The 24,103-nt window shown below is 67.4% G+C and carries 22 protein-coding genes; 7 read left to right on the top strand and 15 right to left on the bottom strand.

Annotation, left to right across the window (positions count from 1 at the left end):
- Positions 1-47: 47 nt before the first annotated feature.
- The gene (locus AKI39_RS06965; RefSeq protein ID WP_066634002.1) at positions 48-1,034 is read right to left on the bottom strand and encodes a Bug family tripartite tricarboxylate transporter substrate binding protein; all 987 of its coding nucleotides are present in this window, start codon (positions 1,032-1,034) and stop codon (positions 48-50) included.
- 168 nt (positions 1,035-1,202) lie between these two features.
- Between AKI39_RS06965 and AKI39_RS06960 the strand changes: the two genes are divergently transcribed.
- Entirely contained in the window at positions 1,203-2,003 is an 801-nt protein-coding gene (locus AKI39_RS06960) for an IclR family transcriptional regulator (protein WP_066642372.1), read from the top strand.
- On the opposite strand, the gene AKI39_RS06955 is transcribed toward AKI39_RS06960, so the two are convergent.
- Complete coding sequence (locus AKI39_RS06955) at positions 1,972-2,808, bottom strand: mechanosensitive ion channel family protein (protein ID WP_066642369.1); 837 nt, start codon at positions 2,806-2,808, stop codon at positions 1,972-1,974. The genes AKI39_RS06960 and AKI39_RS06955 overlap by 32 nt on opposite strands.
- A 76-nt stretch (positions 2,809-2,884) precedes the next feature.
- Positions 2,885-3,493, bottom strand: a complete 609-nt coding sequence (locus tag AKI39_RS06950; protein WP_083228672.1) for an antibiotic biosynthesis monooxygenase — start codon at positions 3,491-3,493, stop codon at positions 2,885-2,887.
- A gap of 355 nt (positions 3,494-3,848) precedes the next feature.
- On the opposite strand from AKI39_RS06950, the gene AKI39_RS06945 reads away from it, so the two are divergent.
- Positions 3,849-4,400, top strand: a complete 552-nt coding sequence (locus tag AKI39_RS06945) for an NADPH-dependent FMN reductase (RefSeq protein WP_145925405.1) — start codon at positions 3,849-3,851, stop codon at positions 4,398-4,400.
- Between the two features lie 16 nt (positions 4,401-4,416).
- Here the strand turns inward: AKI39_RS06945 and AKI39_RS06940 are convergent, their stop codons facing one another.
- A complete protein-coding gene (locus AKI39_RS06940) occupies positions 4,417-4,632 on the bottom strand; it encodes a dodecin (RefSeq protein ID WP_066634000.1) in 216 nt (71 codons plus the stop codon).
- Between the two features lie 198 nt (positions 4,633-4,830).
- Here AKI39_RS06940 and AKI39_RS06935 point away from each other — a divergent pair, with 198 nt between their 5' ends.
- Both AKI39_RS06935 and AKI39_RS06930 read left to right on the top strand, forming a co-directional pair.
- Positions 4,831-5,343, top strand: a complete 513-nt coding sequence (locus AKI39_RS06935) for a DUF6496 domain-containing protein (protein ID WP_066633999.1) — start codon at positions 4,831-4,833, stop codon at positions 5,341-5,343.
- 18 nt (positions 5,344-5,361) lie between these two features.
- Complete coding sequence (locus tag AKI39_RS06930) at positions 5,362-6,114, top strand: SRPBCC family protein (protein ID WP_083228671.1); 753 nt, start codon at positions 5,362-5,364, stop codon at positions 6,112-6,114.
- A 32-nt stretch (positions 6,115-6,146) separates the two neighbouring features.
- On the opposite strand, the gene AKI39_RS06925 is transcribed toward AKI39_RS06930, so the two are convergent.
- Complete coding sequence (locus AKI39_RS06925) at positions 6,147-7,679, bottom strand: MFS transporter (protein ID WP_338012422.1); 1,533 nt, start codon at positions 7,677-7,679, stop codon at positions 6,147-6,149.
- Positions 7,680-7,915: 236 nt separating this feature from the next.
- Between AKI39_RS06925 and AKI39_RS06920 the strand changes: the two genes are divergently transcribed.
- The 3 genes from AKI39_RS06920 to AKI39_RS06910 all read left to right on the top strand — a co-directional run bounded on the left by AKI39_RS06920 (position 7,916) and on the right by AKI39_RS06910 (position 12,475).
- Positions 7,916-9,418, top strand: a complete 1,503-nt coding sequence (locus AKI39_RS06920; protein ID WP_066642351.1) for a pyridoxal phosphate-dependent decarboxylase family protein — start codon at positions 7,916-7,918, stop codon at positions 9,416-9,418.
- 10 nt (positions 9,419-9,428) lie between these two features.
- Positions 9,429-10,670 (top strand): ATP-grasp domain-containing protein, encoded by a 1,242-nt coding sequence (locus AKI39_RS06915; protein WP_066633995.1) that lies wholly within the window; start codon positions 9,429-9,431, stop codon positions 10,668-10,670.
- 554 nt (positions 10,671-11,224) lie between these two features.
- On the top strand, positions 11,225-12,475 hold the full coding sequence (locus AKI39_RS06910; protein ID WP_066631610.1) for an IS256 family transposase: 1,251 nt from the start codon (positions 11,225-11,227) through the stop codon (positions 12,473-12,475).
- Positions 12,476-13,061: 586 nt separating this feature from the next.
- Here the strand turns inward: AKI39_RS06910 and AKI39_RS06905 are convergent.
- The 10 genes from AKI39_RS06905 to AKI39_RS06860 form a co-directional block, all read right to left on the bottom strand.
- Positions 13,062-14,072 (bottom strand): M14 family metallopeptidase, encoded by a 1,011-nt coding sequence (locus AKI39_RS06905; RefSeq protein WP_066633994.1) that lies wholly within the window; start codon positions 14,070-14,072, stop codon positions 13,062-13,064.
- Positions 14,073-14,102: 30 nt separating this feature from the next.
- Positions 14,103-16,379 carry a molybdopterin-dependent oxidoreductase gene (locus AKI39_RS06900; RefSeq protein WP_066633986.1) on the bottom strand — a complete coding sequence of 759 codons (2,277 nt, stop codon included), beginning with the start codon at positions 16,377-16,379 and terminating at the stop codon, positions 14,103-14,105.
- Between the two features lie 43 nt (positions 16,380-16,422).
- Complete coding sequence (locus AKI39_RS06895) at positions 16,423-17,388, bottom strand: Bug family tripartite tricarboxylate transporter substrate binding protein (RefSeq protein WP_066633984.1); 966 nt, start codon at positions 17,386-17,388, stop codon at positions 16,423-16,425.
- Positions 17,389-17,488: 100 nt separating this feature from the next.
- The gene (locus tag AKI39_RS06890; RefSeq protein WP_083228670.1) at positions 17,489-18,289 is read right to left on the bottom strand and encodes an amino acid ABC transporter ATP-binding protein; all 801 of its coding nucleotides are present in this window, start codon (positions 18,287-18,289) and stop codon (positions 17,489-17,491) included.
- 30 nt (positions 18,290-18,319) lie between these two features.
- Positions 18,320-19,012: an amino acid ABC transporter permease gene (locus tag AKI39_RS06885; protein ID WP_066633982.1), complete on the bottom strand. Its 693-nt coding sequence runs from the start codon at positions 19,010-19,012 to the stop codon at positions 18,320-18,322.
- A gap of 3 nt (positions 19,013-19,015) precedes the next feature.
- On the bottom strand, positions 19,016-19,711 hold the full coding sequence (locus AKI39_RS06880; RefSeq protein ID WP_066633980.1) for an amino acid ABC transporter permease: 696 nt from the start codon (positions 19,709-19,711) through the stop codon (positions 19,016-19,018).
- Between the two features lie 16 nt (positions 19,712-19,727).
- The gene (locus tag AKI39_RS06875) at positions 19,728-20,546 is read right to left on the bottom strand and encodes an ABC transporter substrate-binding protein (protein ID WP_066633978.1); all 819 of its coding nucleotides are present in this window, start codon (positions 20,544-20,546) and stop codon (positions 19,728-19,730) included.
- Between the two features lie 51 nt (positions 20,547-20,597).
- A complete protein-coding gene (locus tag AKI39_RS06870; protein WP_066633974.1) occupies positions 20,598-22,205 on the bottom strand; it encodes a rhodanese-like domain-containing protein in 1,608 nt (535 codons plus the stop codon).
- A 102-nt stretch (positions 22,206-22,307) separates the two neighbouring features.
- A complete protein-coding gene (gene metC / locus AKI39_RS06865; RefSeq protein ID WP_066633972.1) occupies positions 22,308-23,477 on the bottom strand; it encodes a cystathionine beta-lyase in 1,170 nt (389 codons plus the stop codon).
- A gap of 14 nt (positions 23,478-23,491) precedes the next feature.
- On the bottom strand, positions 23,492-24,079 hold the full coding sequence (locus AKI39_RS06860; RefSeq protein ID WP_066633971.1) for a hypothetical protein: 588 nt from the start codon (positions 24,077-24,079) through the stop codon (positions 23,492-23,494).
- Positions 24,080-24,103 lie beyond the last annotated feature (24 nt).

Raw genomic sequence — 24,103 nt, 5'->3', positions numbered from 1 at the left:
AACACTGCTGGCCGCCCCACCGCGTAGCCGCGGGACGCCCCCGTCCTTCAGTCGACGCGGGCCCCGGACGCCTTCACCACGGTCGCCCAGGTCTTGACTTCCGACTGGATGAACTCGCCGAACTGCGCGGGCGTGGTCTTGGACGGGACCGCGCCCAGTTTGTCGAAGGCATCCTTCACCTCGGGCTTGTCCAGCGCCTTTTCCATCGCCGCGTTCAGCGTCTTGATGACGTCTGGAGGCGTGCCCTTGGGCGCGATCAGTCCGAACCAGGACGACACATCGAAGGTGGGGAAGCCCGACTCGGCCATGGTGGGCAGGTCTGGCGCCGTCGGCGAACGTTCCTTGGTCGTGACGGCCAGGGCGCGCAGCTTGCCCGATTGCACATGCGGCCAGGACGACGGCATGTTATCGAACATGAACTGCACCTGTCCGCCGATCAAGTCCGTCAGCGCGGGCGCGCTGCCCTTGTACGGCACGTGCAGCACATCGACGCCCGCCTGCAGCTTGAAGAGCTCGCCGGCCATGTGTATGGACGTACCGCTGCCCGACGACGCGAAGGCCAGCTTGCCGGGGTGGGCCTTGGCGTAGTCGATCAGCTCCTTGACGGATTTGACCGGCAGCTGCGGGTTCACCACGAGCACGTTGGGCACCTTGGCGGCCAGGGCGATGGGCGCGAAATCCTTCACCAAATCGAAGTTCAGCTTGGAATACAAAGTCTGGTTGATGGCGCTGGTCACCGCCACGAAGTACAGCGTGTAGCCGTCCGGCGTGGCACGGGCAACGTACTCGGCGCCGATATTGCTGCCGGCACCGGGCTTGTTCTCGATGACGAAGGACTGGTGCAGGGATTCCGTCAGCTCCTTGGCCATGATGCGCGCGATCACGTCGGTGGTGCCGCCGGCGGAGAAACCGACCACGATGCGCACGGGTTTGTCTGGGTAGGCGGCCTGCGCGGGGGCGCTGGCGGCGAACAGGGCGGCGGCGCTGGCGAGCGTAGCGGCGGCGCGACGGAACAGGGCAAGCTTTTGACTCATCTGTCTCACTCCAAAAGTGTCCAGGTAATGGACGTTTCGATTATGCTGTCCGGGTAGTGGACGTTTAGTATTCTTTTTGCCGCAGGATTGTCCGCAATCCCGCTACATTTGCAACAAATCCCGCATATATCGTCCGCCCCGCGGACGTTTCCGTTCTGGTTTCCTGCCATGCATACCTCGCCAGCCCTCAGCGGCCATGCGCCGCCCGGCATCACGGAAGATGCCACGTCCCACGCGGTCGGACCTCGCACGCTACGCCGCGGGCTGCAGGTATTGGCGGCACTGCGCGACCATGGCGCGAACGGCCTGGGCGTTACCGACCTGGCGCGCTACACCGGTATCCAGCGTCCTACGATTTATCGCCTGATGGCGGCATTGATGGAAGCCGGACTTGCCCACCCCATCGCCGGCACGAAGCGGTATCGCGCCCAATTGGCGCAGGAGGCCGGCGTGGCGGAGGCGGATCCCCGCCTGCGGCAGACGTTGCCGGCGCTGCGACGGCTGGCCGAACGCACCGGCGATGCGGTGTTCCTGGTCGTGCGCGAGGGCGACGAGTCGGTCAGCCTGCACCGCGAGATCGGCGGCTATCCGGTGCAGATCCTTGCCACCTATGCCGGCAAGCGGCAGCCGCTGGGCGTCGGCTCCGGCGGCATGGCGCTGCTGGCGGCGCTGCCTGACGACGAGGCCCGCGGCATCGTCGAGCGCAACGCGGCGCACCTGGACGAATACGGCGGGATGACCTCGCACGAAATGCTGCGCCTGATCGAAAACACCCGGTCGCGCGGCTATTCCGTGGTGGGCAACCATGCCGTGCGCGGCGCCTTGGGCGTCGGATGCGCGCTGCTCGATGACGAGGGCGTCCCGTCGCTGGCGATCAGCGTCACGGCCATCATCGACCGCATGCCGGCCCAGCGGCAACGGGAAATCGCCGGCTGGATCAAGGCTGAACTGGCGCGCCTGCAAGGTTGACCACTTCGCGCACCGGCACGGGCGGACGCAGGCCGGCGGCATCCAGCGCCAGGCGCGTCTTGTGCAGCAGATCCCAGCGAAATTCCCAATAGCGCGCGGACTCCGCCCATACCCGTACGTTCACGATAACGACGTTGTCGCGGTATTCGAAGACGCGCACGTCCGGCGCGGGCGACTGCAGCGCCAGGGGGTGGGCGCTTACCGTATCGCGCAGCGTGGCGATCGCCAGGTCCAGGTCGTCGCCGTAGCGTATGCCAACCGCCATGTCGAAACGGCGCGTGGCGTTGCGGCTGTAGTTGGTGATGGTGGCGTTCCAGATCGTGCTGTTGGGCAAGGTCACGTGGATGCCGTCGCCTTGCACCAGCCGCGTCAGGAACAGGCCGACTTCCTCCACGGTGCCCTCGCTGCCGGAACTGAGCGCCACATACTCGCCCGCGCGTATGGGGCGCAGCATCAGCAGCATGATGCCGGCGGCGATGTTCTGCAGCGTGCCCTGCAGTGCCAGGCCCACGGCCAGGCCGGCGGCGCCGAGCACGGCGATGATGCTGGCCGTCTGCACGCCAAATTGCGCGAGCACCGCGATCAGCGTGAAGACGCGCACGGACCACACGACGGTCGTGCAGAACATCGGAACGACGGTGCGGTCGACACGCTCGGACCGCTGCGCCAGGCGCCGCACCCAGCGGCCCAGCAGGCCCGCCGCCCACCAGCCCAGGCCCAGTATCACCACGCCCCAAAGCAGGTTCAGCCCGATATCGACGGCGGTGGGAATCATGGCGGCAAAGCCGTCCAGGTTGAGGATCATGCGGGGCTCCTGAATATCCATGGCCGGCGGCACCGCCGCCGAAAACCAGCCGGACTTTATCAGAAGCCACGGTGCGCTATCGCGATCGCGCACCCAGGCAACGCGTGTATCGGGCGGATCCCGACCGCATCCCGTCCGCCCGCCCGGTGGCCGGATGCAGCCAGCCGTGCAGGACCCGGCTGATGAAGGGAATGAGGAAGAAGGAAAGGATGGGACTCATGGTCGACGTCGTCACCAACACCCGCCAGAAGAGCGACAGCGACGCCAGCAGGTCCTGGAAAACGACGTTGAACAACAGCAGCGACGGACAATAGACCACCCAGATGCTGAATGCCTGCTTCCAGCGCGGGGGCGCGCGCCGGGGCGAACCGAACCAGGCATCCATGCCGGTTGCCCGGTGCACACGGCTCTCGCGCACCAGTTCGCGCCCGCGTTCCAGCCACATCCTGCGCGGTAGCGAGTGCTCCCAGCGGGCCAGGCTGTCCTCGTCATGGAAACGCAAGACGATCTGGTATTGATCTCCCCCTTCCGGCGGCTGCAGCACGCCGGAGCCCAGGAAGCCGGGAAAGCCCGCCGCCAGGATCTCTCCCTGGCGCAGCCATGACAGGAAATCGCTGTAGCGTTCCGGCGCGATCTGGCGCGTGATCAGCAGGGTGACGGGGGCTGGCATGGCGGTGGCGGACATGGCGTACTGCTCCTGGGTCTGGCCAGATACGGCGCTGGCAAGTTCAAGTAGAGCAATATGCGTGCCAATTTTTGCAGTGCAATATCCGCCCCTCACCCGGGTTACTTGGGGAGGATGAAGGCATTTTCTGCACCGCACAATTCCCTGCCCTAGTGAAAACCCGCGCTCAGGCACCACGGCGGTGCACATCATCCCGCAAGCCCGCCCGGCACGGCAGTCCATGCCGGCCCGCAGGCGCGGCGTGCGCACAAGCGCAGGGGCGCGGCCCCCGCGCCGCCTGGCCCGTGTTTTGCCTTACTCGCGCGACGCGTGGTCCCCTACACTGGGGGACCCCATCACCTGTTCAGGGAGCGTAATCATGGACTACCAGATCGCCGTCCTCGTCGGCAGCCTGCGCAAGGCTTCGTTCAACCTGCAATTGGCCCACGCGCTGGAAAAGCTGATGCCCTCGCACTTCAAGCTGACCCACGCCAACCTGGATCTTCCCTTGTACAACCAGGATCTGGACCAATCCATGCCCGCACCCGCGACCGCCTTCAAGGACCAGATCCGCCAATCGCACGGTGTGCTGTTCGTGACGCCGGAACACAACCGCTCCATTCCCGCCGCGCTGAAGAACGCCATCGATTGGGGCACGCGGCCCTACGGCCAGAACGTGTGGGCCGGCAAGCCTGGCGGCATGGTCGGCATCTCGCCCAGCCCTGCGGGCACCGCGATGGCCCAGCAGCACCTGCGCAACATCCTGGCGGCGGAGGGGTCGGTGATCCTGACGCTGCCGGAGGTCTTCCTGCAGATGAAGGAGGGCTTCTTCGACGCCGACGGCGCCATCGCGAATACCGACACCCGCGCCTTCCTGCAGGGTTGGGTGGACCGGTATGTCGCGTGGGTGGAAAAACAGGCGGCGTAGAAAGGCGCGGACGCGGTCAATCCGTGTCCTCGATGCGCATGCCGATTTTCAGGCATACCTGCCAATGGGCGACCTTGCCCTGTTCGATGTGCCCGCGGACGTTCGTCACCTCGAACCACTCGATATTGCGCAGGGTCGATGATGCCCGCTCGATGGCGCGCGAAATCGCGTCGTCGCTGGAGCTGGTCGACGAACCGACCAGCTCGATCTGCTTGTATACGTGATTGGCCATGTGAGTTCTCCTTGATCGCCGCGCACGGCAATGAGCGGGGTCCGGACGGACCCCGCTCAGGCCGTCCGCAAATGCCGTGCGCGCCACGCGGACACCGCGGTCCACGGCATCTACCGGCGCGATGCACGGCATGGGGTTTGCTGCGCGAACCGACACCCATCGGGCCCAACCTGAGCCCGCTCTACGACGGAGGTGATCATGCCCGAACGCAAAACCCTCGCCCGCGCGGAGCGCGACAAGAAACAAGGCAAGTCGGCGTCCACCCAGGCCGGCGAATTCGTCCGCGAACAGATCGAACACGTACGCGAAGGCAAGCATGGCGTGCGGTCGGCCAAGCAGGCCGTCGCGATCGGCTTGTCGGAAGCGCGGCGGTCCGGCGTCAAGGTGCCAACCAAGTCCACCGCCTCCAAGGCCACCAAGAAAAAGGCCAGCCAGGACGAGGCCAAGGCCAAGACCGACAAGGGCGGCCCCAAGTCCGCCAAGCGCTCTGCAGCCACCACCCGCGCCCTGAAGCGCGAAAGCACCGCCGGCGCGTCCAAGCGCGCGCTGTCGGGACAGGCCAAGACCGCGGCCCGCAAGCGCACCGCGTCCGACCGCTCGGCGGCAGCGCGCAAGGCCGCGCAAACCAAGGGCGCCGCCGGCCGCTCCGCCGCCGCGCGCAAGGCGGCCCGCACCCGCGCCGCCAACCGGCACGCGCAGCATGCCCATTGAGCCGGCGCGGAGAAACCCATGGCATCCACAACGTCCAAGAACGTGTCGCAGTTGCTGTCCTTCCTGTCCGCCAAGCCGCAGATCGGGCCGATGAACCTGAACGACAAGGAACGCTGGATCTCCGGCGTCGGCGGCGGTGCCCTGGTGTTGGCCGGCCTGCGGCGAGGCGGCATCATTGGCGTTCTGTCCGCGCTTGCCGGCGGCGCGCTGGTCAGCCGCGGGCTGTCCGGCCGCTGTGCGGTCAAGGCGCGGCTTGCCAAGACGCCGCACGAACGGCTGGTGGCGGCGGAACGCGGCTGGCAGACGGCGGCGGCATCGTCGCAACGCATCGTCATACAGCGGCCCATCCACGAGGTCTACGCCTTCTGCCGCGAGTTCCAGAACGTGGCGCAATTCATGCAGCACATCAAGCGGGTGGACGTGGTCGATGAGCGGCACAGCCACTGGACCATCGAAGCACCGCTGGGCAGGACCCTGGAGTGGGATACGGTCGTCACCGAGGACGTGCCGGACACCCGCATCGCGTGGGAATCCACGCCCGAATCGCCGATACGGCACACGGGCTCGCTGAACTTCAGCGACGTGGTCGGGCTGGGTACGGAGGTGCAGGCCATCATCGCCTACGAGCCGCCGGCCGGCGAGCTCGGCCGCATCGTGGCCAAGCTATGGGGAGAAAGTCCGGGCGTGCAGGCGCGCGACGACCTGCTGCGGCTCAAGCGCTTCCTGGAAGCGGGGCAGGACCACGTGACGGCGAGCGAAGACGGCGACTAGGGCCCCGGCGCCCGGCCATCGGCCCGTTTCGTTCACGCGGGACGCCGATGGCCGCTGATGTCCGCGCCGGCATTGGCGGGCAGGCGCACACTGTCGATGACGGCCGCGGCGGCCAGCGCCGCGGATAGCAGCAAGGCGATCCTGAACTGCAAGGGTCCGGGCGCGGCCTGGCCGTTGCCGCTGACCCATTCGGCGGCGCGCAGCGCCACCGCGCCGAACGCGATACCGAGCCCGGCATTGAGCTGCTGGCACGCGCTGAACAGCGTCGTGGCGCCCGTCATGGCCGGCTTGGGCACGTCGGCGAACCCCAGGGTATTCAGCGCCGTGAACTGCATGGACCGGCTCAGGCCGGCGACGAACAGCAAGGCCGATGTCCACCACACCGGCGTCCCCGCGGTCAGGGTGGCGCACAGCGCGAAGCCCATCGCCACCAGCAGCCCATTGACCACCAGGACACGCCGGAAGCCATACGTGCGCATCACCCAGCTGGTCGCCGGCTTCATCGCCAGATTGCCGCCGAACAGGGCCAGCATCAAGGAGCCGGCCTGCACCGGCGACAGGCCGAAGCCCACCTGGAACATCAAGGGCAAAAGGAATGGGGCGCTGCCGATGGCGATGCGGAACAGCGACCCGCCATACATCGTGACCGCGAAGGTCTGGTAGCGCATGGGCGACAGATCCACCAGGGGATGCCGCGTCCGCCGCAGATGGCGCGCGGCCAAGGCCAGCGACACCACGGCCAGCGCCATCAGGCCCAGCACCTGGCCGACGTCCACGTCCAGCTTGCCGCACAGGTCGACGGCATACATGAGCACGCTGCAGCCCACGCCGGTCAGCACGAAGCCCATGACGTCGAAAGGCCGTGGGCCGCCCGCCGCGCCGCGTACCAGGCGCGCATTGGCCACCAGCGCGATCAGGCCCAGCGGTACGTTCAGGAAAAAAATCCAATGCCAGCTCAGCGTGGACGTCACGATGCCGCCGACCAAGGGCCCGATCACGGGCGCCGCCAGGCCCGGCCAGGTGATGATGGCGATCGCCTTGACCAAGTCTTGCTTGGGTGTGACCCGCAACACGGCCAGCCGGCCGACGGGCACCATCATCGCCCCGCCCAGGCCCTGCAGGATGCGCGCGGCCGTGAACTGCGTCAGCGATTGCGAAAGGCCGCACAGGATGGACGCCACGGTGAAGAGCGCCAGCGCGCCACCGAACACCCGCCGTGGCCCATAACGGTCCGCCACCCAGCCGCTGACGGGAATGAACACCGCCAGCGCCAGCAGGTAGGCGCTCATCCCGATCGACATATCGGCCGGCCGTACCCCGAAGCTGCGCGCCATCTCCGGCAAGGCCGTGGTGATGACCGTGGCGTCCAGCATTTCCATGAAGAATGCGCCGGCCACCAGCCATGCGACGCCCTGTCCACCGCCGGGCATGCCCTGGCCCCCGCCGGCGGCGCCCGAGGCGCCCTCGCCCGCCCCGGATGGCCCCGGGCCGCCAGCGGATGTCCCGTGGCCGCTTGCGGATGATTCCGCGTTTCCGGGGCTAGCCTCATGCTTCGCGATGCTCACGGTGTCTCCTGCTGCGTGGCGCCGTTTCGCTACGCCGGGATGGCGCAGCGCGACGGTACGGGACGGCGGGAATTGTAAATACAACCCGCCCGCCGGGCTTGCCCGGGGCAAAAGCCCAAAATGGCCCGGTACTCGCCCGCTGATCGGATATCCCCGCCGGCACCGGCAATGGCAACATGCCTGCGGCCGTGCCCGATACGGGCGCGCCTTGGCGCCACTTTACCCAGCAGACACGCATGACCCATTCCCCCGCCGCGCCGCCCTTGCCCGACGGTTCGCTGGATCCCGACGATTGGACGGACCTGCGCGCGCAAGGCCACAGGATGCTCGACGACATGTTCGACTACCTGTCCACGCTGCGCGAGCGCCCGGTCTGGCAGCCCGCGCCCGCCGAAATCCGCGCCGGCTTCCATGAGGCCCTGCCGCGCGCGCCGTCCAGCCTGGAGGCGGCGCATGAACGCTTCATGCGCGACATCCTGCCCTATGCCGTCGGCAACGCCCATCCGGGCTTCATGGGCTGGGTGCACGGCGGCGGCACGGCGATCGGCATGCTGGCCGAAACGCTGGCCGCGGGCCTGAACGCCAATCTGGGCGGCCGCAATCAGGTGCCGGTGGAAGTGGAACGGCAGATCACGCGCTGGATGCGCGAACTGTTCAGCTTCCCGGAAGCCGCCAGCGGCCTGTTCGTGACCGGCACGTCGATGGCCAACCTGGTCGGTGTCCTGGTCGCGCGCGCCGCGGCGCTGGGCCGGCCGGTACGGCGCACCGGCGTGGCGGCGCAAGCGACCCGGCTGACGGCCTATACGTCGGCCTGCGCCCATAACTGCATCGCGCAGGCCATGGACATCACTGGACTTGGATCCGATGCGCTGCGGCTGATTCCGGTGGACGGCGATTTCCGGATGGACATGGCCGCCCTGCGCGCAGCCATCGCGGCCGATCGGCACGCCGGCTTCCAGCCTTTCCTGGTGGCCGGCACCGCGGGCACCGTCGATGTCGGGGCCGTCGACCCGCTGGACGCCCTGGCCGACGTTGCCGCCGACGAAGGGCTGTGGTTTCACGTCGATGGCGCGTACGGCGCCCTGGCCATGCTGTCGCCGGCCCTGGCCCCCCTGCTGGCCGGCATCGAACGCGCCGATTCCATCGCTTTCGATTTCCACAAATGGGGCCAGGTGCCCTACGACGCCGGCTTCATCCTGGTGCGTGACGGCGAAACCCATCGCGCCGCCTTCGACGCCAGCGCCGCCTACCTGAGCCGGGAAACCCGCGGAATGGCGGCGGGCTCGCCCTGGCCCTGCGACTACGGTCCGGACCTGTCGCGCGGCTTTCGGGCCTTGAAGACCTGGTTCACGCTGACCGTCTACGGCGCCGACCGGCTGGGCGCCGCCATCGCGCGCACCTGCGATGTCGCGCGTCACCTCGCGCGCCGCGTCAACGCCGAACCGGCGCTGGAACTGCTGGCTCCCGTCGCCCTGAACATCGTTTGCTTCGGCTACCGCGCGGCCGGCCACGACGCGGCCGCCGACGACCGCCTGAACGCCGCCATCGTGCTGGCCGTGCAGGAATCCGGCATCGCCGCGCCATCGACCACGCGCGTGCATGGCAGGCTGGCCATCCGCGCGGCCATCGTCAACCATCGCACCGCCCCCGCGGATGTCGATCGCCTGTGCGACGCGGTCTTGCGGATCGGCGCCGAACTGGCGGCCATCTCCACGCCCGAACCCCAGCCCATACCGTGAACGACATCGCATGAACGACATCGCCTCCCCCGCCGACGGGCACATCGAACATCCGCCGCTGATCGGCAAGGCGCGGCTGATCACCCTGGCGTTCCAGCAGGGCGACCTGGAAGCCCTGCGCCAGGAACTGCTGGCGCGCGCCCGGCAGGACCCCGATGACGCCAACGCCGCGCTGGATCTTTCCATGACGCTGCTGCTGCTGGGCCAGCGCGACACCGCGCTGGCATTGCAACGCCACGCGGTGCAAAGCCAGCCGCTGTATCACATGCCCGCGGCACGCCCCGCCACGCTGCGCCTGCTTGCGCTGGTATCCTGCGGCGACTTCCTGGCCAACACGCCGCTGGAATTCCTGATCGCCGATTCCGACGTGTCGCTGGACATCCTGTACGTGGGCGAAGGGGTGCCGGCGCCGGCCACGCTGCCGGAGCACGACGCCTTGATGATCGCCATCGGCGAATCCGCCGCGAACCGTCCGCTGCTGCAAGCGCTGACGGGCCCGGTAGGCGCGTGGCACAAGCCTGTGGTGAACCGGCCCGAACACGTGCTGAACACGTCACGGGACGGCCTGTCCGCCGCCCTGCGCGGCGCCCAGGGCATCGTGGTGCCGGACATCGCACGCATCGCGCGCGCGGCCTTGTCCGCCATCGCGGACGGCAGCGCGACGCCGTCCACGGTGTTGCCCGGCGTCGATTACCCCGTGCTGGTTCGTCCCATCGATACGCACGCGGGCAACGGCCTGGCAAAAATCGACGATGCGGCGGGCATGGCGCAATACCTGGCCGGCAGCGAAGCGACCGACTTCTACCTGACGCGCTTCGTCGAATACCGCAGCGCGGACGGCCGCTATCGCAAGTACCGCGTGGTGCTGGTCGATGGGAAACCTTACCTGGGCCACTTGGGGATTTCGCCGCGCTGGATGGTGCATTACCTGAACGCCGACATGGCGGAGAACGCCGCCAACCGCGCGGAAGAAGCGGAACAGATGCGCGACTTCGACAGCGGCTTCGGCGCCCGGCACACCGCGGCCTTCGCCGATATTCACCGGCGCGTGGGGCTGGATTATCTGGTGATGGATTGCGCGGAGACGCAGGATGGGCGATTGCTGGTGTTCGAAGGCGATACCTGCGGGGTGATCCACGCCATGGATCCAGAGGACCTGTATCCCTACAAGCCCGCCTACATGCGGCGCATTTTCGCTGCCTTCCAGGAGATGCTGCGGCGGAAGGCTTTCGGCACGTCCGTCGGGGCGTGATGGTTTTGTTCGCTTGTGTGATATCCGCTGGGGAATCGCATTGCGCGCGGATCGTGGCGAACGTGGGTCAGGACTCAGCGTGGGTCGTAGTGAGCGTAGATCGTAGTGCTCGTGCCGTCCGGCGGGGTAGTGGCCTGTTGGCGCCAGCCTGATCGGGCGGTCCGGCCCGCGGGGGCCGGACACCACGTCGCTGACCTCGTCCGCCGGGCGTTGACTGTGCGCGTCCTTGCTCAGGGCATCCGCGCCTCGGCTCCCTACGGCGCCCGCTCGTTCGCCCTCAACAGGCTGGCGCCAACAGGCCACTACCCCACCGGACTCCGCCGTGCCTCAGCCACGGGCCGCTGGGACGGACGGTGTGCTTGGCACTTCGTAGGTACGCTCCGTTGGCCGATGGAAGCGTTTGGCATGCCCGTCGCTTCGAGGCCGCGCTGGGCGGCCTCGAAGCGACGGGCATGGCGAGATCTTTCGCCGGCTGCGGCGGCCAGCGCCAGCGATGGGGAGTGTCATAAATTTTGTGTTTGAGGCCTAACATAGCTGCTCCAGAGGAGCACATTATGGCTACCAAGCAAAAGGCACCTCCGAGGGAATTGCCATCGATTCCTGCAAATCTGATGGATGAGTTCGTCAAAGGTCCGATGACGCCGGAGTCGGTGCAGGACCTTTCGATGGCGTTCAAGAAGGCCCTGATCGAACGGGCGCTGGGCGCGGAAATGGGCCAGCACCTGGGCTATGGCGCCGGCACGGACCCGCCCGAAGGCAGCACTAACCATCGCAACGGCACCAGTGGCAAGACGGTGATAACCGACGATGGGCCGCTACGCGTGGACATTCCCCGGGACCGGCAAGGCAGTTTTGCGCCGATCCTGATTCCCAAGCACAAGCGTCGATTTACGGGATTTGATGACAAGATCATCGCCATGTACGCCCGGGGGATGACGGTGCGCGAGATCCAAGGTTTTCTGCTTGAGCAGTACGGCACGGAAGTCTCGCCCGAGTTCATCAGTTCGGTGACCGACGCGGTTATGGAAGAGGTGATCGCCTGGCAGAACCGCCCTTTGGAGACCATGTATCCGGTGGTGTTCTTCGACGCGTTGCGGGTGAAGATCCGCGAAGATGGCGTGGTACGCAACAAGGCGGTGTACCTGGCGCTGGCGATCCTGCCGGACGGCACTCGTGACATCCTGGGCCTGTGGATCGAGCAGACCGAGGGATCGAAGTTCTGGATGAAGGTGTTCAACGAACTCAAGACTCGGGGCACGCTGGATATCCTGATCGCGGTCACCGACGGCTTAAAGGGAATGGAGCAGGCGCTGAACGCGGTATTTCCAAGCACCACACTGCAAACGTGCATCGTGCATCTGATGCGCAGTAGCGTCGAATATGCGAGCTGGAAGGAGCGCCGGATAGTGGCTGCGGCTCTCAGGCCGATCTACACCGCACCGACCGTGGAGGCTGCGCAAGCGGCGCTGGCAGTGTTCGAGCAAGGCAGTTGGGGCCAAAGATATCCGACCATCGCCCAGACCTGGCATCGCGCCTGGGACCGCGTGATCCCGTTCTTTACGTTTCCCCCGGCGATCCGAAAGATCATCTACACCACCAATGCCATCGAGAGCTTGAATGCGCAATTGCGCCGATCGGTAAAGACCCGTGGACACTTCCCCAGTGACGACGCCGCAACCAAGTTATTGTGGTTAGTCCTGCGCAATATCACGGGCACCTGGGGCTGCGCCACGCACGACTGGAGGTTGGCCATGAACCAGTTTGCCATCATCTATGCAGAACGCTTCACCGACCCATATCACTGAAGTAGCATGAACCTGGAGAGTCAGAAACACGACGACGTTCAAATGCCTCAAACACAAAAATCCTGACAGTCCCCAGCGATGATCCGATTTGCGCAGGCATCGGATTTCACTTGGCCACTCCGATCCACGCACGCCGACAACCGTGGCATGACGCAACGCGTAGGCGTTTCGGGGCCGCGCTGGGCGGACCCGAAACGACGGGCAACACAATATCTTCGATCGGCGAATCACATCACCCACGAAGCGCAAGAAACCCGCCCGCCCCAGCGACCGTGATTAAGGCACAACGGAGTCCGCCGGGGGTGAGGCCTGCCGGGTCCGGCCCGTAGGAGCCGCGCGAGGGAATCCGAAGGAAGGACGGCCGGGCAAAAAACCCGCAAGAACGCAAACGAGGTTCGGCCGCCGGACGAGGATGACGACGCGGAAGTCCGCCGCGAAGGCGGCGGACCGGCTCCTCCGGGCCGGGCCCGGTAGGCCTCACCCCCGGCGGACGGCCCTAGCAACAACATAAACCCCAAGAGAACCGAGCGATAACCGGATTGCCGCCTAGCCCAACATCCCCCAAATCACCGCACCCCCAACCCGATCAAGCGAGATCGAAACTATCCCACTCATACCCCACGAAAGCCGCCCGCTCCCCCGTATGCACGACAGGATCACGACGCAATCCGATGACGATCCCATCCCCAGGCACGCAGATTTCCTCCAGCGCGTTGCCATGGATATCCATGGAGGTACCCAACGCCGCCCCGACCGACACCGTATCCCCCGCCTGCACCTGCGGCACGAACAGCCCCCCGCGATCGAAGGTGACCCAGCCGCGGCGCGTCACCCGCCGCACCTTCCGCGCCGCATCGACCGCCCCTTCCAGGATCCCCATCTGAATGGCCAAACGCTCGAACCCCCGTTCCGCCAGCGCGACATTGGCGGCTTCATAGCGGCTACCGCCGCCCAGTTCCAGCATGAAGGCCGGAATGCCCGCGGCCAGGCATTGGTAGTCCAGCGCGCCGGCGATATTGCCCGGCAGCTCGCCCTTGCCACCCACATCCATGCGGCAGGCAACATGCGGCTCGAACAAGGCGATGGCACGCAGCAAACCGGCTTCCGAAACACCGCTGTCCGGATGCAGCTTGTACACCGCATACGGCTTCGAATCGAACAGCGCATTCATCGTATGCAGATTGATCAACCAATCCGCCGTGCCGCGAATCTCGTTCATCAACGCATGTGCCAGCCGTTCGGAGATCAGCCCGCGCGGGTTGCCCGGGTAGCATTGATCCAGGTCCAGATCGTCATAGGGATTGCGCTTGCGCCGGCTATCCAACGCATGCGGATTGCCGGTCGGCGTGACCACCACGTTGCCCTGCATGGACTGCGAATCCAGCCGCGCGGCGAACCGCAACGCGGCTACCATCCCGTTGATCTCGTCGCCGTGTACCTGCCCGTGCAGCCATAGCGTCTTGCCTGGCCGGGCGCCGCGCACCGCGACGTACGGCAATGCGACCGCCATGCCGGACGACATCGACCCGACCGCGATCTCGCCGTGGCGACGGGCGGCGCCATCGCGGCCCGCCAGGAATTCTCCAATAATGCCCATCGTCATGCTCCTTGCTTGAATTTCGATTGGCTATCCTTGCCAGCGCTCGGCCTGTACCAGGCAGCTCATGGCATTCGGTCCCTGCGTCAGCGTGGAAGTACCCACATCCAGCGTCAGTACGTTCGCGGTGCCCGCGGTTTCGGGGGCATCGTCTTGCGCACCGGGCGCGAACCAGGCCCCGGTCGACATGACAACCGTGCCGGGCAGCAGCCCCGCGTCCAGCTGCGCGCCGGCCAGGCAGGCACCGCGCGCGTTGTACAAACGCACGACATCGCCGTCGCGCAGGCCCCGTGCGCCCGCGTCGTCGGGGTGGATGCGCACGGCTTCGTGGCCACCCACCTTGTTGGACTGCGCCAGCGGCGCCGCGTCCAGCTGGCTGTGCAGGCGGTCGGCCGGTTGCACCGTCAGCAGGTGCAGCGGATAGTCCCGTGCGCTGTCCGCGCCCAGCCACTCGCCGGGCGGTATCCAGCGCGGATGCGGTCCGCAGTCGGCGCAGCCATAGGCGGCCAGTGTTTCGCTATAGAGTTCGATGCGCCCGCTGGGCGTGCGCAAGGGATGCGCGGCCGGGTCCTTGCGGAAGTCCTCGAAGAGGATGAAGTCCCGACTGGGCGGCGGCAGCTTGACGTGGCCCTGCGCCCAGAAGTCCTCGAACCGCGGCAGCGGCACGCCGGCCCGTTCGTGCGTTTGCGCGAACTGCGCATAGATGTGCCGGATCCAGTCCATCTCGTCGCGGCCTTCGGTATAGCGTTCGCCGTAGCCCAGGCGCTGTGCCAGCGCCGCGAACACGTCCAGGTCGTTGCGGGCCTGCCCCAGCGGCTCGATAGCACGATGCATCGCCAGCGCATAGCGATCGCGCGACGAGCCGCCGATATCATTGCGCTCCAGCGATGTGGTGATGGGCAGCACGATATCGGCATGCCGCGCCACCGGCGTCCACCAGATCTCATTGACCACGATCGTGCGGGGCTTGCTGCGCCACGCCGCCAGCAGGCGGTTCAATTGCTGATGGTGGTGGAAAGGATTGCCGCCCGCCCAGTGGATGAAATGGATGTCGGGATAATGGCGGGTTTCCCCCTGGAACGGGTACGGCTGCCCAGGTTTTTCCAGCATCTCGGTCAGGCGGGCGACCGGAATCGCCAGGTCCGCCGGGTTGCGCCCCACGGGCATTTCCGGACCCGGCGTGGCGATGCGGGGATTGCCCACGCCGTTCATGGACCCGTGGCCGAAACCGAAGCCGCCGCCCGGCAGCCCGATCTGCCCCAGCATCGCGGCCAGCGCGATCACCATCCAGTAGGGCTGCTCGCCATGCTGCGCGCGCTGCACGGCGAACGAACAGGTCAGATAGCTGCGCGTGCCGTGCAGGGCGCGTGCCAGCTCGCGTATGCGCGGCGCCGGGATGCCCGTGATGCCGGCGGCCCAATCGGCATCCTTGGCCACGCCGTCTGCCGCGCCGGTGAAGTAGGCTTCCAGCGCTTCGTAGCCCACGCAGTGAGTGGCCAGGAAAGCGCGGTCGTGCGCGTCCGCGCGGCGCAATTCGTACGCCAGCGCCAGCATCAGCGCGACGTCGGTGTTCGGCCGTATCGGTATCCATTCGGCGTTCAGGAAATCGGGGCAGTCGTCGCGCGTGGGGCTTACGTTGATCACCCGCGCTCCCTTGGCCGCCAGCTGCCGCAGCCAGTATTCCTGCGTGTGTTCGGCCGCGCCGCCCGACGATACCTGGCCGTTCTTCAGCGCCAGCCCGCCGAAGGCCAGGAATACCTGGGTATGCGCGATGATGCTGGGCCAGGACGTCACCCGCCCCGTCAAGGGCGTATAGGTGCCGATCACGTGCGGCAGCAGGAATTGCGCCGTGCCCCAGCTGTAGTTTCCCAGCTGGTCGACGCCGCCGCCGCCCGCGAAGTAGAAACGGCGGATCAGCGAACGGGCGTGGTGCAGCCGCCCGGCGGACGACCAGCCATAGGAGCCGCAGAACAGCCCGGCCGGGCCGTGCTCGGCGCGCGTGCGGGCGATCTCCCCCGCCACCAGGTCCAGCGCCGCGTCCCAGTCGACTTCCACGAACTCATCGCGTCCGCGCAGCGCCCCGCCCGCCGCGCCGCGCGAGGCCAGCCACGATTTGCGCACCGCCGGCCGCGCGATGCGATGCGGTGAATACACCATGGGCGCGATGGCTTCCAGCAGCCGCGATGGGGCGGGATCCTGCTGGAAGGGTTCGCAGGCGACCAGCCGCCCGTCGCGCACCACGGCCGTGAACGCGCCCCAGTGCGCCAGCTGCGGATAGCGGCGCTCGTTCGACGCAATGGATGTCATATCGCTCTCCCGCGGCGGCGCATGCCGCCGCCGATTCCCTTCATCAATCCAGCCGTATGTTGGCCTTCTTGACCAGATCCGCCCATTTGGCGCGCTCCTTGGTCATCAGCTCGCCAAACTGGGCGGGCGTGTCGGAGGTGGCCGTCATGCCGGAAGCGGCAAGCGTCTTGACGATATCGGGATTGGCCATGGCCTGCGCGAAGGCGCGGTTGAGCGTTTCCACGATGTCCTGCGGCACCCCGGCCGGCGCGATGACGCCGTACCAGTTGGTCAGCTCGTAGCCCGGCACCCCGGCCTGCCCGATGGGTGGCGCGCCGGGGAACTCGTCGGAGCCCTTCACCGTCGTCACCCCCAGGGCCTTCAGCTTGCCGGATTGCACCAGCGATTTGACCGAGGGATCGGAAAACGTCACTTCCACCAGCCCGCCGGCCACGTCGGTCAGGGCGGGCGTGGTGCCCTTGTACGGGATGTGCCGCATATGCACGCCCGCCATCATGTTGAACTGCTCCGCCGCCATCTGGCCGATGGTGCCGTTGCCGCCGGATGCATAGGTTACGTCCTTCGACTTCGCGCGCTCGATCAGGTCCTTGATGCTGTTGATGCCGGAATTCGGGCTGGTGACCAGGACGTTGGGCATGGTGACCAGCAGCGAGATCGGCGTGAAGTCCTTGGCCGGGTTGTAGGGCACCTTCTGCAGATTGGGCAGGATGGTCAGCGAACCCGGCGTGGCGATGTAGAGCGTGTAGCCGTCGGGCTTGGCGCGCGACACGTAGTCGGTGGCGATGATGCCGCTGGCGCCGGGCCGGTTCTCGACCATGACGTTGGCGTTCAGGGCCTTGGACACGCCCAGCGCGGCGGCGCGCGCCAACACGTCGGCGCCGCCGCCGGGCGGAAAGCCGACCACGATGCGGACCGGCGTGCCCGATTCCGGATAGGCCGCCTGGGCGGTGGAGATGGACAGCGCGCAGAGCGCGGCGGCGCCGCAGGCGGCGATTCGTTTGAATGGCATGGTACTTCCCCTTGTCGGCCGCGATGTACTAGCTGAGCGGCCGTGTTGATGAAACGGTAGGTTGACGTATGGCGCGCAGCCGCGTCCGGGGCCGGTCGCGCTAGGCCGCCGATGCCGACAGGCCGGAGCGCGGCGACGGCGCGGGAGCGCCGGCGGCCACGGCCAGCGGCGCGCCCGGCCGCAGCACGTCGGACAGGAACTTGCGGGCGCGCGGATGATCCGGGTTGGCAAAGAAGCGGTCCGGCGTGGAGTCCTCCAGGATGCGCCCTTCGTCCATGAACCAGATGCGATCGGCGACCTCGCGCGCGAATCCCATTTCATGCGTGACCACCACCATGGTCATGCCCTCGGCGGCCAGCTGCTTCATGACCGCCAGCACCTCGCCCACCATCTCGGGATCGAGCGCACTGGTCGGCTCGTCGAACAGGATCAGCGGCGGATGCTGCGCCAGCGCGCGGGCAATGGCGACGCGCTGCTGCTGGCCGCCGGACAAGCTGGCCGGCATCGCGTCGAACTTATGCTCCAGGCCCACCTTGGCCAGCAGCTCGCGGGCCAGCGCGGCGGCGCGTGGCCGCGACATCCCGTGCACGCGGACGGGCGAGAGCATGATGTTCTCGGCCACCGACAGGTGCGGAAACAGGTTGAACTGCTGGAAGACGAAGCCGACGCCGGCCCGCAGCGCATTGATGTCACGGCCCTTCGCATGAATGTCCTGCCCGGCCACGCGGATGACGCCGCCCTGTATCGGTTCCAGCCGGTTGATGGTGCGTATCATCGTCGACTTGCCGGACCCGGACGGACCGCACACCACCACCACCTGCCCCGCCTCCACGCGCCCGCAGACGTTGTCCAGCGCGTGGTAGCTTCCATACCATTTCTGTACTTTGTCGAGTTCTATCACGGCAATCTCCAAGGCTATGGCCGTGCGCGCTCAGGCGGCGCGCAGCCGTTTGCGCGCCAGTCCGCGCTCCAGGCGGCCCGCCAGGCGCGACAGGGCGAAGCACGGCACGAAATACAGGGCGGCCAGCACCAGGAAGGTCTGCAGCGCATGGGCCATCTCCATGCTGTTGACCTGCTGGGCGGCGAAGGTCACTTCCTGGACGCCGATCACATACACGATGGACGTGGCCTTGATGGTCGACACGAACTGGTTGACCAGCGAGGGAATCATGTTGGCCAGCGCCTGCGGCAGGATCACGTGCCGCATGGACTGCGCGTAGTTCAGGCCGACGGCGCGCGCCGCCTCGGTCTGGCCCGGCGGCAGCCCTTCCAGGCCGGCGCGCACGATTTCGCCCAGGAAGGCGGATTCGTACAGCACGATGGCGCACAGCGCGGTGGCAAAGGCCGGCACGGTGGCGCCGGTCAGCACCGGCAGGACGAAGTACGCCCAGAAGATGATCATGATCAGCGGCACGCCGCGGAAGGCGTAGACCCACGCCGTGGCCGGCCAGCGCAGCGCCCGCACGCCGCTCGTGCGCGCCAGGCCCAGGCAGATCGCCAGCGGGAAGGAAATCGCCAGGCCGGCGCCCGCCAGGATCAGCGTCGCGGCAAAGCCGCCAAGCGGCCCCTGCGGCCAGGCGCCGACCAGGAACATCAGGCCGTAGTCATGCAGAATCTGCCACATGGCTCATCTCCTGAAAGCGGGCGGATAGCGGCGGCCGAACCACGCCCCCAGGCCCATCAGCGCAAGCGATGCGGCCAGGTACAGGGCGGTCGACACGGCGAAGACTTCGAACGACCGGAAAGTCTGGTTCTCGATCGCCTTGACCTGGTAGGTCAGCTCGCCCACGCCGATCACCATCGCCAGGCTGGTGTCCTTGAACAGGATCAGCGAGCGGTTGACCAGCGGCGGCACGGCGATGCGTACCGCCTGCGGCAGCATGACGTGGCGCAGCGCGCCCCAGGCGCTCAGGCCGACGGAACGCGCCGCCTCCACCTGCGTCCCGGGGATGGCGCGCAACCCGGCGCGGATGTCCTCGGACATGAAGCCGCTGACATTCAGGCTCAGCGCGATCAGGCCGAACAGGAACTCGGTATCCCCGCGGTTGATCCACAGGCGCAGGCCCTCCGGCAGGATCTGCGGCATGCCGAAATACCACACCATGATCTGCACCACGGTCGGCACGTTGCGGTGGTATTCGACGAAGGCGGCCACCACCAGCTGCAGCGGGCGCCAGGGGATCGCGCGCAGCACGACCAGCAGCAGCGCGATCGCGAGACCCAGCACCCATGCGCCCGCGAACAGGCGCACGGTGGTGACGGCGCCCGCCAGCAGCGTGGCGCCGTAGTTCCCGCTCGTGAGGAAAGCAAAATCGAAATGCATGGCGCTCGCGACCGCCCTATTCGGCGTCGACCGGCTCGACCTTGAAGGTGCGGGTCAGCTTGTAGATCGAATTGGCGCCCAGCCACCTGTCGTACATGGCGTTCAGCGTGCCGTCCTTGTCCATGTCCTGGATCACCTTGTTGATCGCGGCCAGCAGCTTGGGATTGCCCTTGTTGACGACCACGCCGATATGCTCGACATAGGTCGGCTCGGGCAGCAGGACCGTCGGCCTGCCGGACTTCTGCGAATCCAGCTCGAATCGCTTCAGGATCAGTTCACCGGCGGTGAAACCATCCACCTTGTCGTTCTGCAGGCCCAGGTAGCAGGACGCCACGTCCTGGAAGGACAGCACCTGCGATTCGGGCAGCACGCGCGCGGCGATGGCGGCCGAGCTGGAGCCCTTGGAGGCGCATACCTTGTGGCCCGCCAGGCCCTTCAGCGACGCGATGCCGGAATCCTTGCGCACCAGCACCTTGATGCTGCCCTGCAGGTACTGCAGGCTGTAGTCCACCTGTTGCGCGCGCTCGGGCAGGTAAGCCATCGAACCGGCGACCACATCGACGCGATTCATCTTCAGTTCCGGAATGCGCGCCTCGGTCGACAGCGGCTTGTGCTCCAGCGCCACGCCCAGGCCCTTGGCCAGGGCGGCACACATGTCGACGTCGTAGCCCACGAAGCTGCGCGTGGCCGTGTCCTGGTAGGCATAGGGGACGCTGGCGCTTTGCGTGCCGCAGATCAGCTTGCCGCGCGCCCTCACGTCGTCCAGCGCGTCGGCGTGGGCCACGGCGGCACCCAGCGTGGCGGCCGCGGCGAACAGGTACAGAGTGGTTCTCATCGTTGTTTCCCCTTGGTGGTTGGCGCCGGATCCGGTAGACCGGCGGTGCGTTCAATCCTGGTCCGTACGGACCGGAAAACGGAAGATCGACCGCTCCTGTTCGTCGATCTGATGGATCAGATTGGTTTCCCAGGCCAGGTACTGCCGCGCGGCGGCCTTGTTGCCGTCGTGGCGGTCGTGCACGAAGAACAGGTAGTCGATGCAGTCCTTGTCGGCCGGCTCGTTCTCGCTGGCCTCCATGGGCAATCCGGCCGCGCGCCAGGCGTCGGGGCCGTCCATGTTCAACCGCACCTGGTCGATGCCCATGCCGGCCAGCTCGCGCGCGGCCAGCGCGGCCACGGCGGCGTCCGCGGCCAACAGGATCACCCGCGCATCCGCCGCGATGCCCAAGTCAGGGAGTCGCGGCCGTATCGACCAGCGCGCGCCGGCGATATGCCCCTTCCGGTACGCCATGCCGGGACGCACGTCCACCAGCACGGCGCCATCGCGCCGCGCGGCGGCCAGGTCCGCGGTCGCGATCGCCGGCGGTGTCGCCAGCGGGACGGCGGCTGCCGGCGCACCGACGTCCGCCGCCACGCCCTCGCGCAACACGTACACGTCCCAGCCCATCTGCCGCAGCCAGCTCGCCACCACGGGCGCGCGCACGCCCTCGCCATCCGCGACCACGATCCGCGCATTGCGCACGCCGATGTACTGATCGGTGGCCTGGATCAGCTGCCCCCCGGGGGTGTGCTGCGCGCCGGCCAGCGTGCCGGCCGCGTATTCTTCTTCGGTGCGCACGTCGCACAGATAGGTGGTGCGGCTGGCATCCGCCAGCCACTCGCGCACCCGTGCCGCGTCCACGGTGACGACGCCATGCTGCCGCGCCACGGCTTGTGCGCGCTCGCGCAGCGCGGGCAGCGCGCCGGCGGAGACCGCCTCGGCGTATTTGCGCCGCGAACCATGTTCCAGCGGCAGATCGGCCAGGTACCAGCCCTGCGTGCCGTTCTCCAGCGCCAGCACCGGATTCGGCACGCCCAGGTTGATCAGCGTCTGCGCGCCGATGATGCTGCGCGTGCGGCCCGCACAGTTGACGACGATGGTGGTATCCGGATCGGGCACCAGGTCCTGGATGCGCAGGGCCAGTTCACCGTTGGGGCAGCAGATGCCGCCCGGGATATTCATCTTGCGGTATTCGGCATAGGGCCGGCCGTCCAGGACGACCAGCTTGTCGCCGCCGCGCTGGCGGCTTTCCAGGTCCGCCGCGCTGATGCGCGGCGTGTGGCAGATGTGCTCGGCCAGTTCGCCGAAGGTCTTGCTGGGCAGGTTGACGCCCGCGAACAGGGTATAGCCGGCGTCGCGCCAGCCCGGCGCCCCGCCCTGCAGGACGTGGACGTCCGTGTAGCCCAGCGCGCGCAGGGCCGCCGCCGCGCGCGGCGCCACGCCGTCGCCGGCATCGAAGGCCACCAGCCGCGCGCCCTTGCGCGGCAGCAGGCGCGGCGCCTCGGCTTCCAGGCGGCTGTACGGCAGCGAAACCGCCAGGAAGGGATGCCCCTCGCCGTACTGGCCATGCTCGCGCACATCCAGCAGGCCGATCTCGGCGCCATCATGCAGCCAGCGCTTGAGCGTCGGCGCGTCGATGCGCGGGATGGACGAAGTGTCGGTGTAATGCTGCGTCATGTGACTCTGCAAGAAATCGAGGAAAAAGCGTGCCCTTCACGCCGCGCGGACGCGGCATGCCGGGATGGGTAGTCGTATCGCGGCGCGCGCGGCGCCGGCGGCTCAGCGTTTCAGCGCGGCCATGGCCTGGTCCAGATCGGCCAGCAGATCTTCCGGATCCTCCAGCCCGATATGCAGGCGCAGGATCGCCCCGCGTCCCGACCAATCCGAGACGGTGCGGGCGCGCGCCATGTTGACCGGCACGCACAGGCTTTCGAAGCCGCCCCAGGAGGCGCCCAGGCCGAACAGGCCGAATGCGTCGACCATGCGTTCGACGTCGGCGTCCGTGATGCCGCGCGCGAATTCGATGGACAGCAGGCCATTGGTGCCGCTGCAATCGCGCTTCCACAGCGCATGGCCGGGATCGTCGGGCAGGGCCGGGCACAGGACACGGGCCACTTCCGCGCGTCCCTGCAGCCATTCGGCCACGCGCAGCGCGTGGCGGCCATGCATCGCCAGCCGCGCCGCCATGGATCGCATGCCACGCAGCACCAGATAGGCATCGTCGGCGCCCACGGTCTGGCCCATGTCCACGGTCGCGCGTTCCAGCGGCGCCCAGGCGCGCTCCGTCGTGACGACCGTGCCCATCATGACGTCGGCGTGGCCGCCCAGGTATTTGGTCGCGGCGGTAACCGAAATATCGGCGCCCAGCGTCAGGGGCCGGTATAGCAGCCCGGATCCCCAGGTGTTGTCCACCGCCAGCCAGCAGTCATGGCGATGCGCCAGTTCCGCCACCGCGGGCAGGTCCATCATTTCGTAGACCAGCGAACCCGGGCACTCCGCGTAGATCATGCGGGTGTTGGGACGGATGCGATCCGGCAGATCGCTGCCGTCCGGCCGGTAGTAGCTGAACTCGATGCCCCAGCGCGACAGCTGCTCGGCGCAGAAGCGCCGCACCGGTTCGTACACCGCATCGGTGATCAGGACATGGTCGCCAGCCTTCAGATAGGCCAGCAGCACCACCGCGATGGCGGCCTGCCCGGTGGGGTACATCTTGGCGCGATAGCCGCCTTCCAGCTCGACCAGCGCGTCTTCCAGCGCATAGGTGCTGTCCGTCCCGCGCGCGCCGTACGACAGCAGCCTTTCCTGGTCGCGGCGGGCGCGCGTATCGCGCCACTGCCGCACGCTGTCGAATATATAGGTGCTGGCGCGGGTCACCGGCGTGTTCACCCAGCCGCGATGTGGCCGCCCGGCACGCAGCAGCCGCGTGCCCGGCTTGTATCGTTCTTCCATGGCGCGGGTTCCCGTCAGCGGCGCGTCTGCACGCCGATCGGCATGACCTTGCAGGTGCCGGCGTCCAGGTCGAAGGACAGCCGCTCCGTCAGGGTTTCCAGCGCGCGCCCGTACATGTGCAGGTGCCGGATCACGCCGTCGCCGCGGATTTCCACCGCGTGTATGTCGTCGGGCATCAGGGCGATGCCGGTACCGGGTTCGACCACGACGGTGTCCTTCTTGGCCAGGCGGCCTACGCCGGGCTCCTTGCCGTCATCCAGGCGGTCGTAGACGTAGTTGTATTCGACTCCCTCGACGGCGGCGATGCACGCCCAGGTCGTATGGTTGTGCGGGACGATCTTCTTGCCGGGCCGCATCACGTTCAGGTACAGCGCGTAGCCGTGGTCGGGTTCCTCGCTGATCAGGTAGCGCGCCTGGCGTTCGTCGCCCTCCGGCGGTGCGTAGCGGTCGGCGGCCCACCAGTCGCGGTGGCTGGCCAGGCCGATGACGGTGCGCAGCACGTCGTCCAGGCTTCCGCAGTTCAACCCCTGCGTTCGTACAGTATCCTTTATGTTTTCGATCGCCAGCGTGATGTCTTTTTGGTGCGGATGTGGGCTGCCCATGCGGAAATACTCCTTTATTGAGGC

Source organism: Bordetella sp. H567 (assembly GCF_001704295.1).
In the GTDB taxonomy this organism is placed as follows: domain Bacteria; phylum Pseudomonadota; class Gammaproteobacteria; order Burkholderiales; family Burkholderiaceae_B; genus Bordetella_C.
The sequence above is the reverse complement of the archived record's forward strand: the minus strand, read 5'-3'. Positions and strand labels throughout refer to the sequence as shown.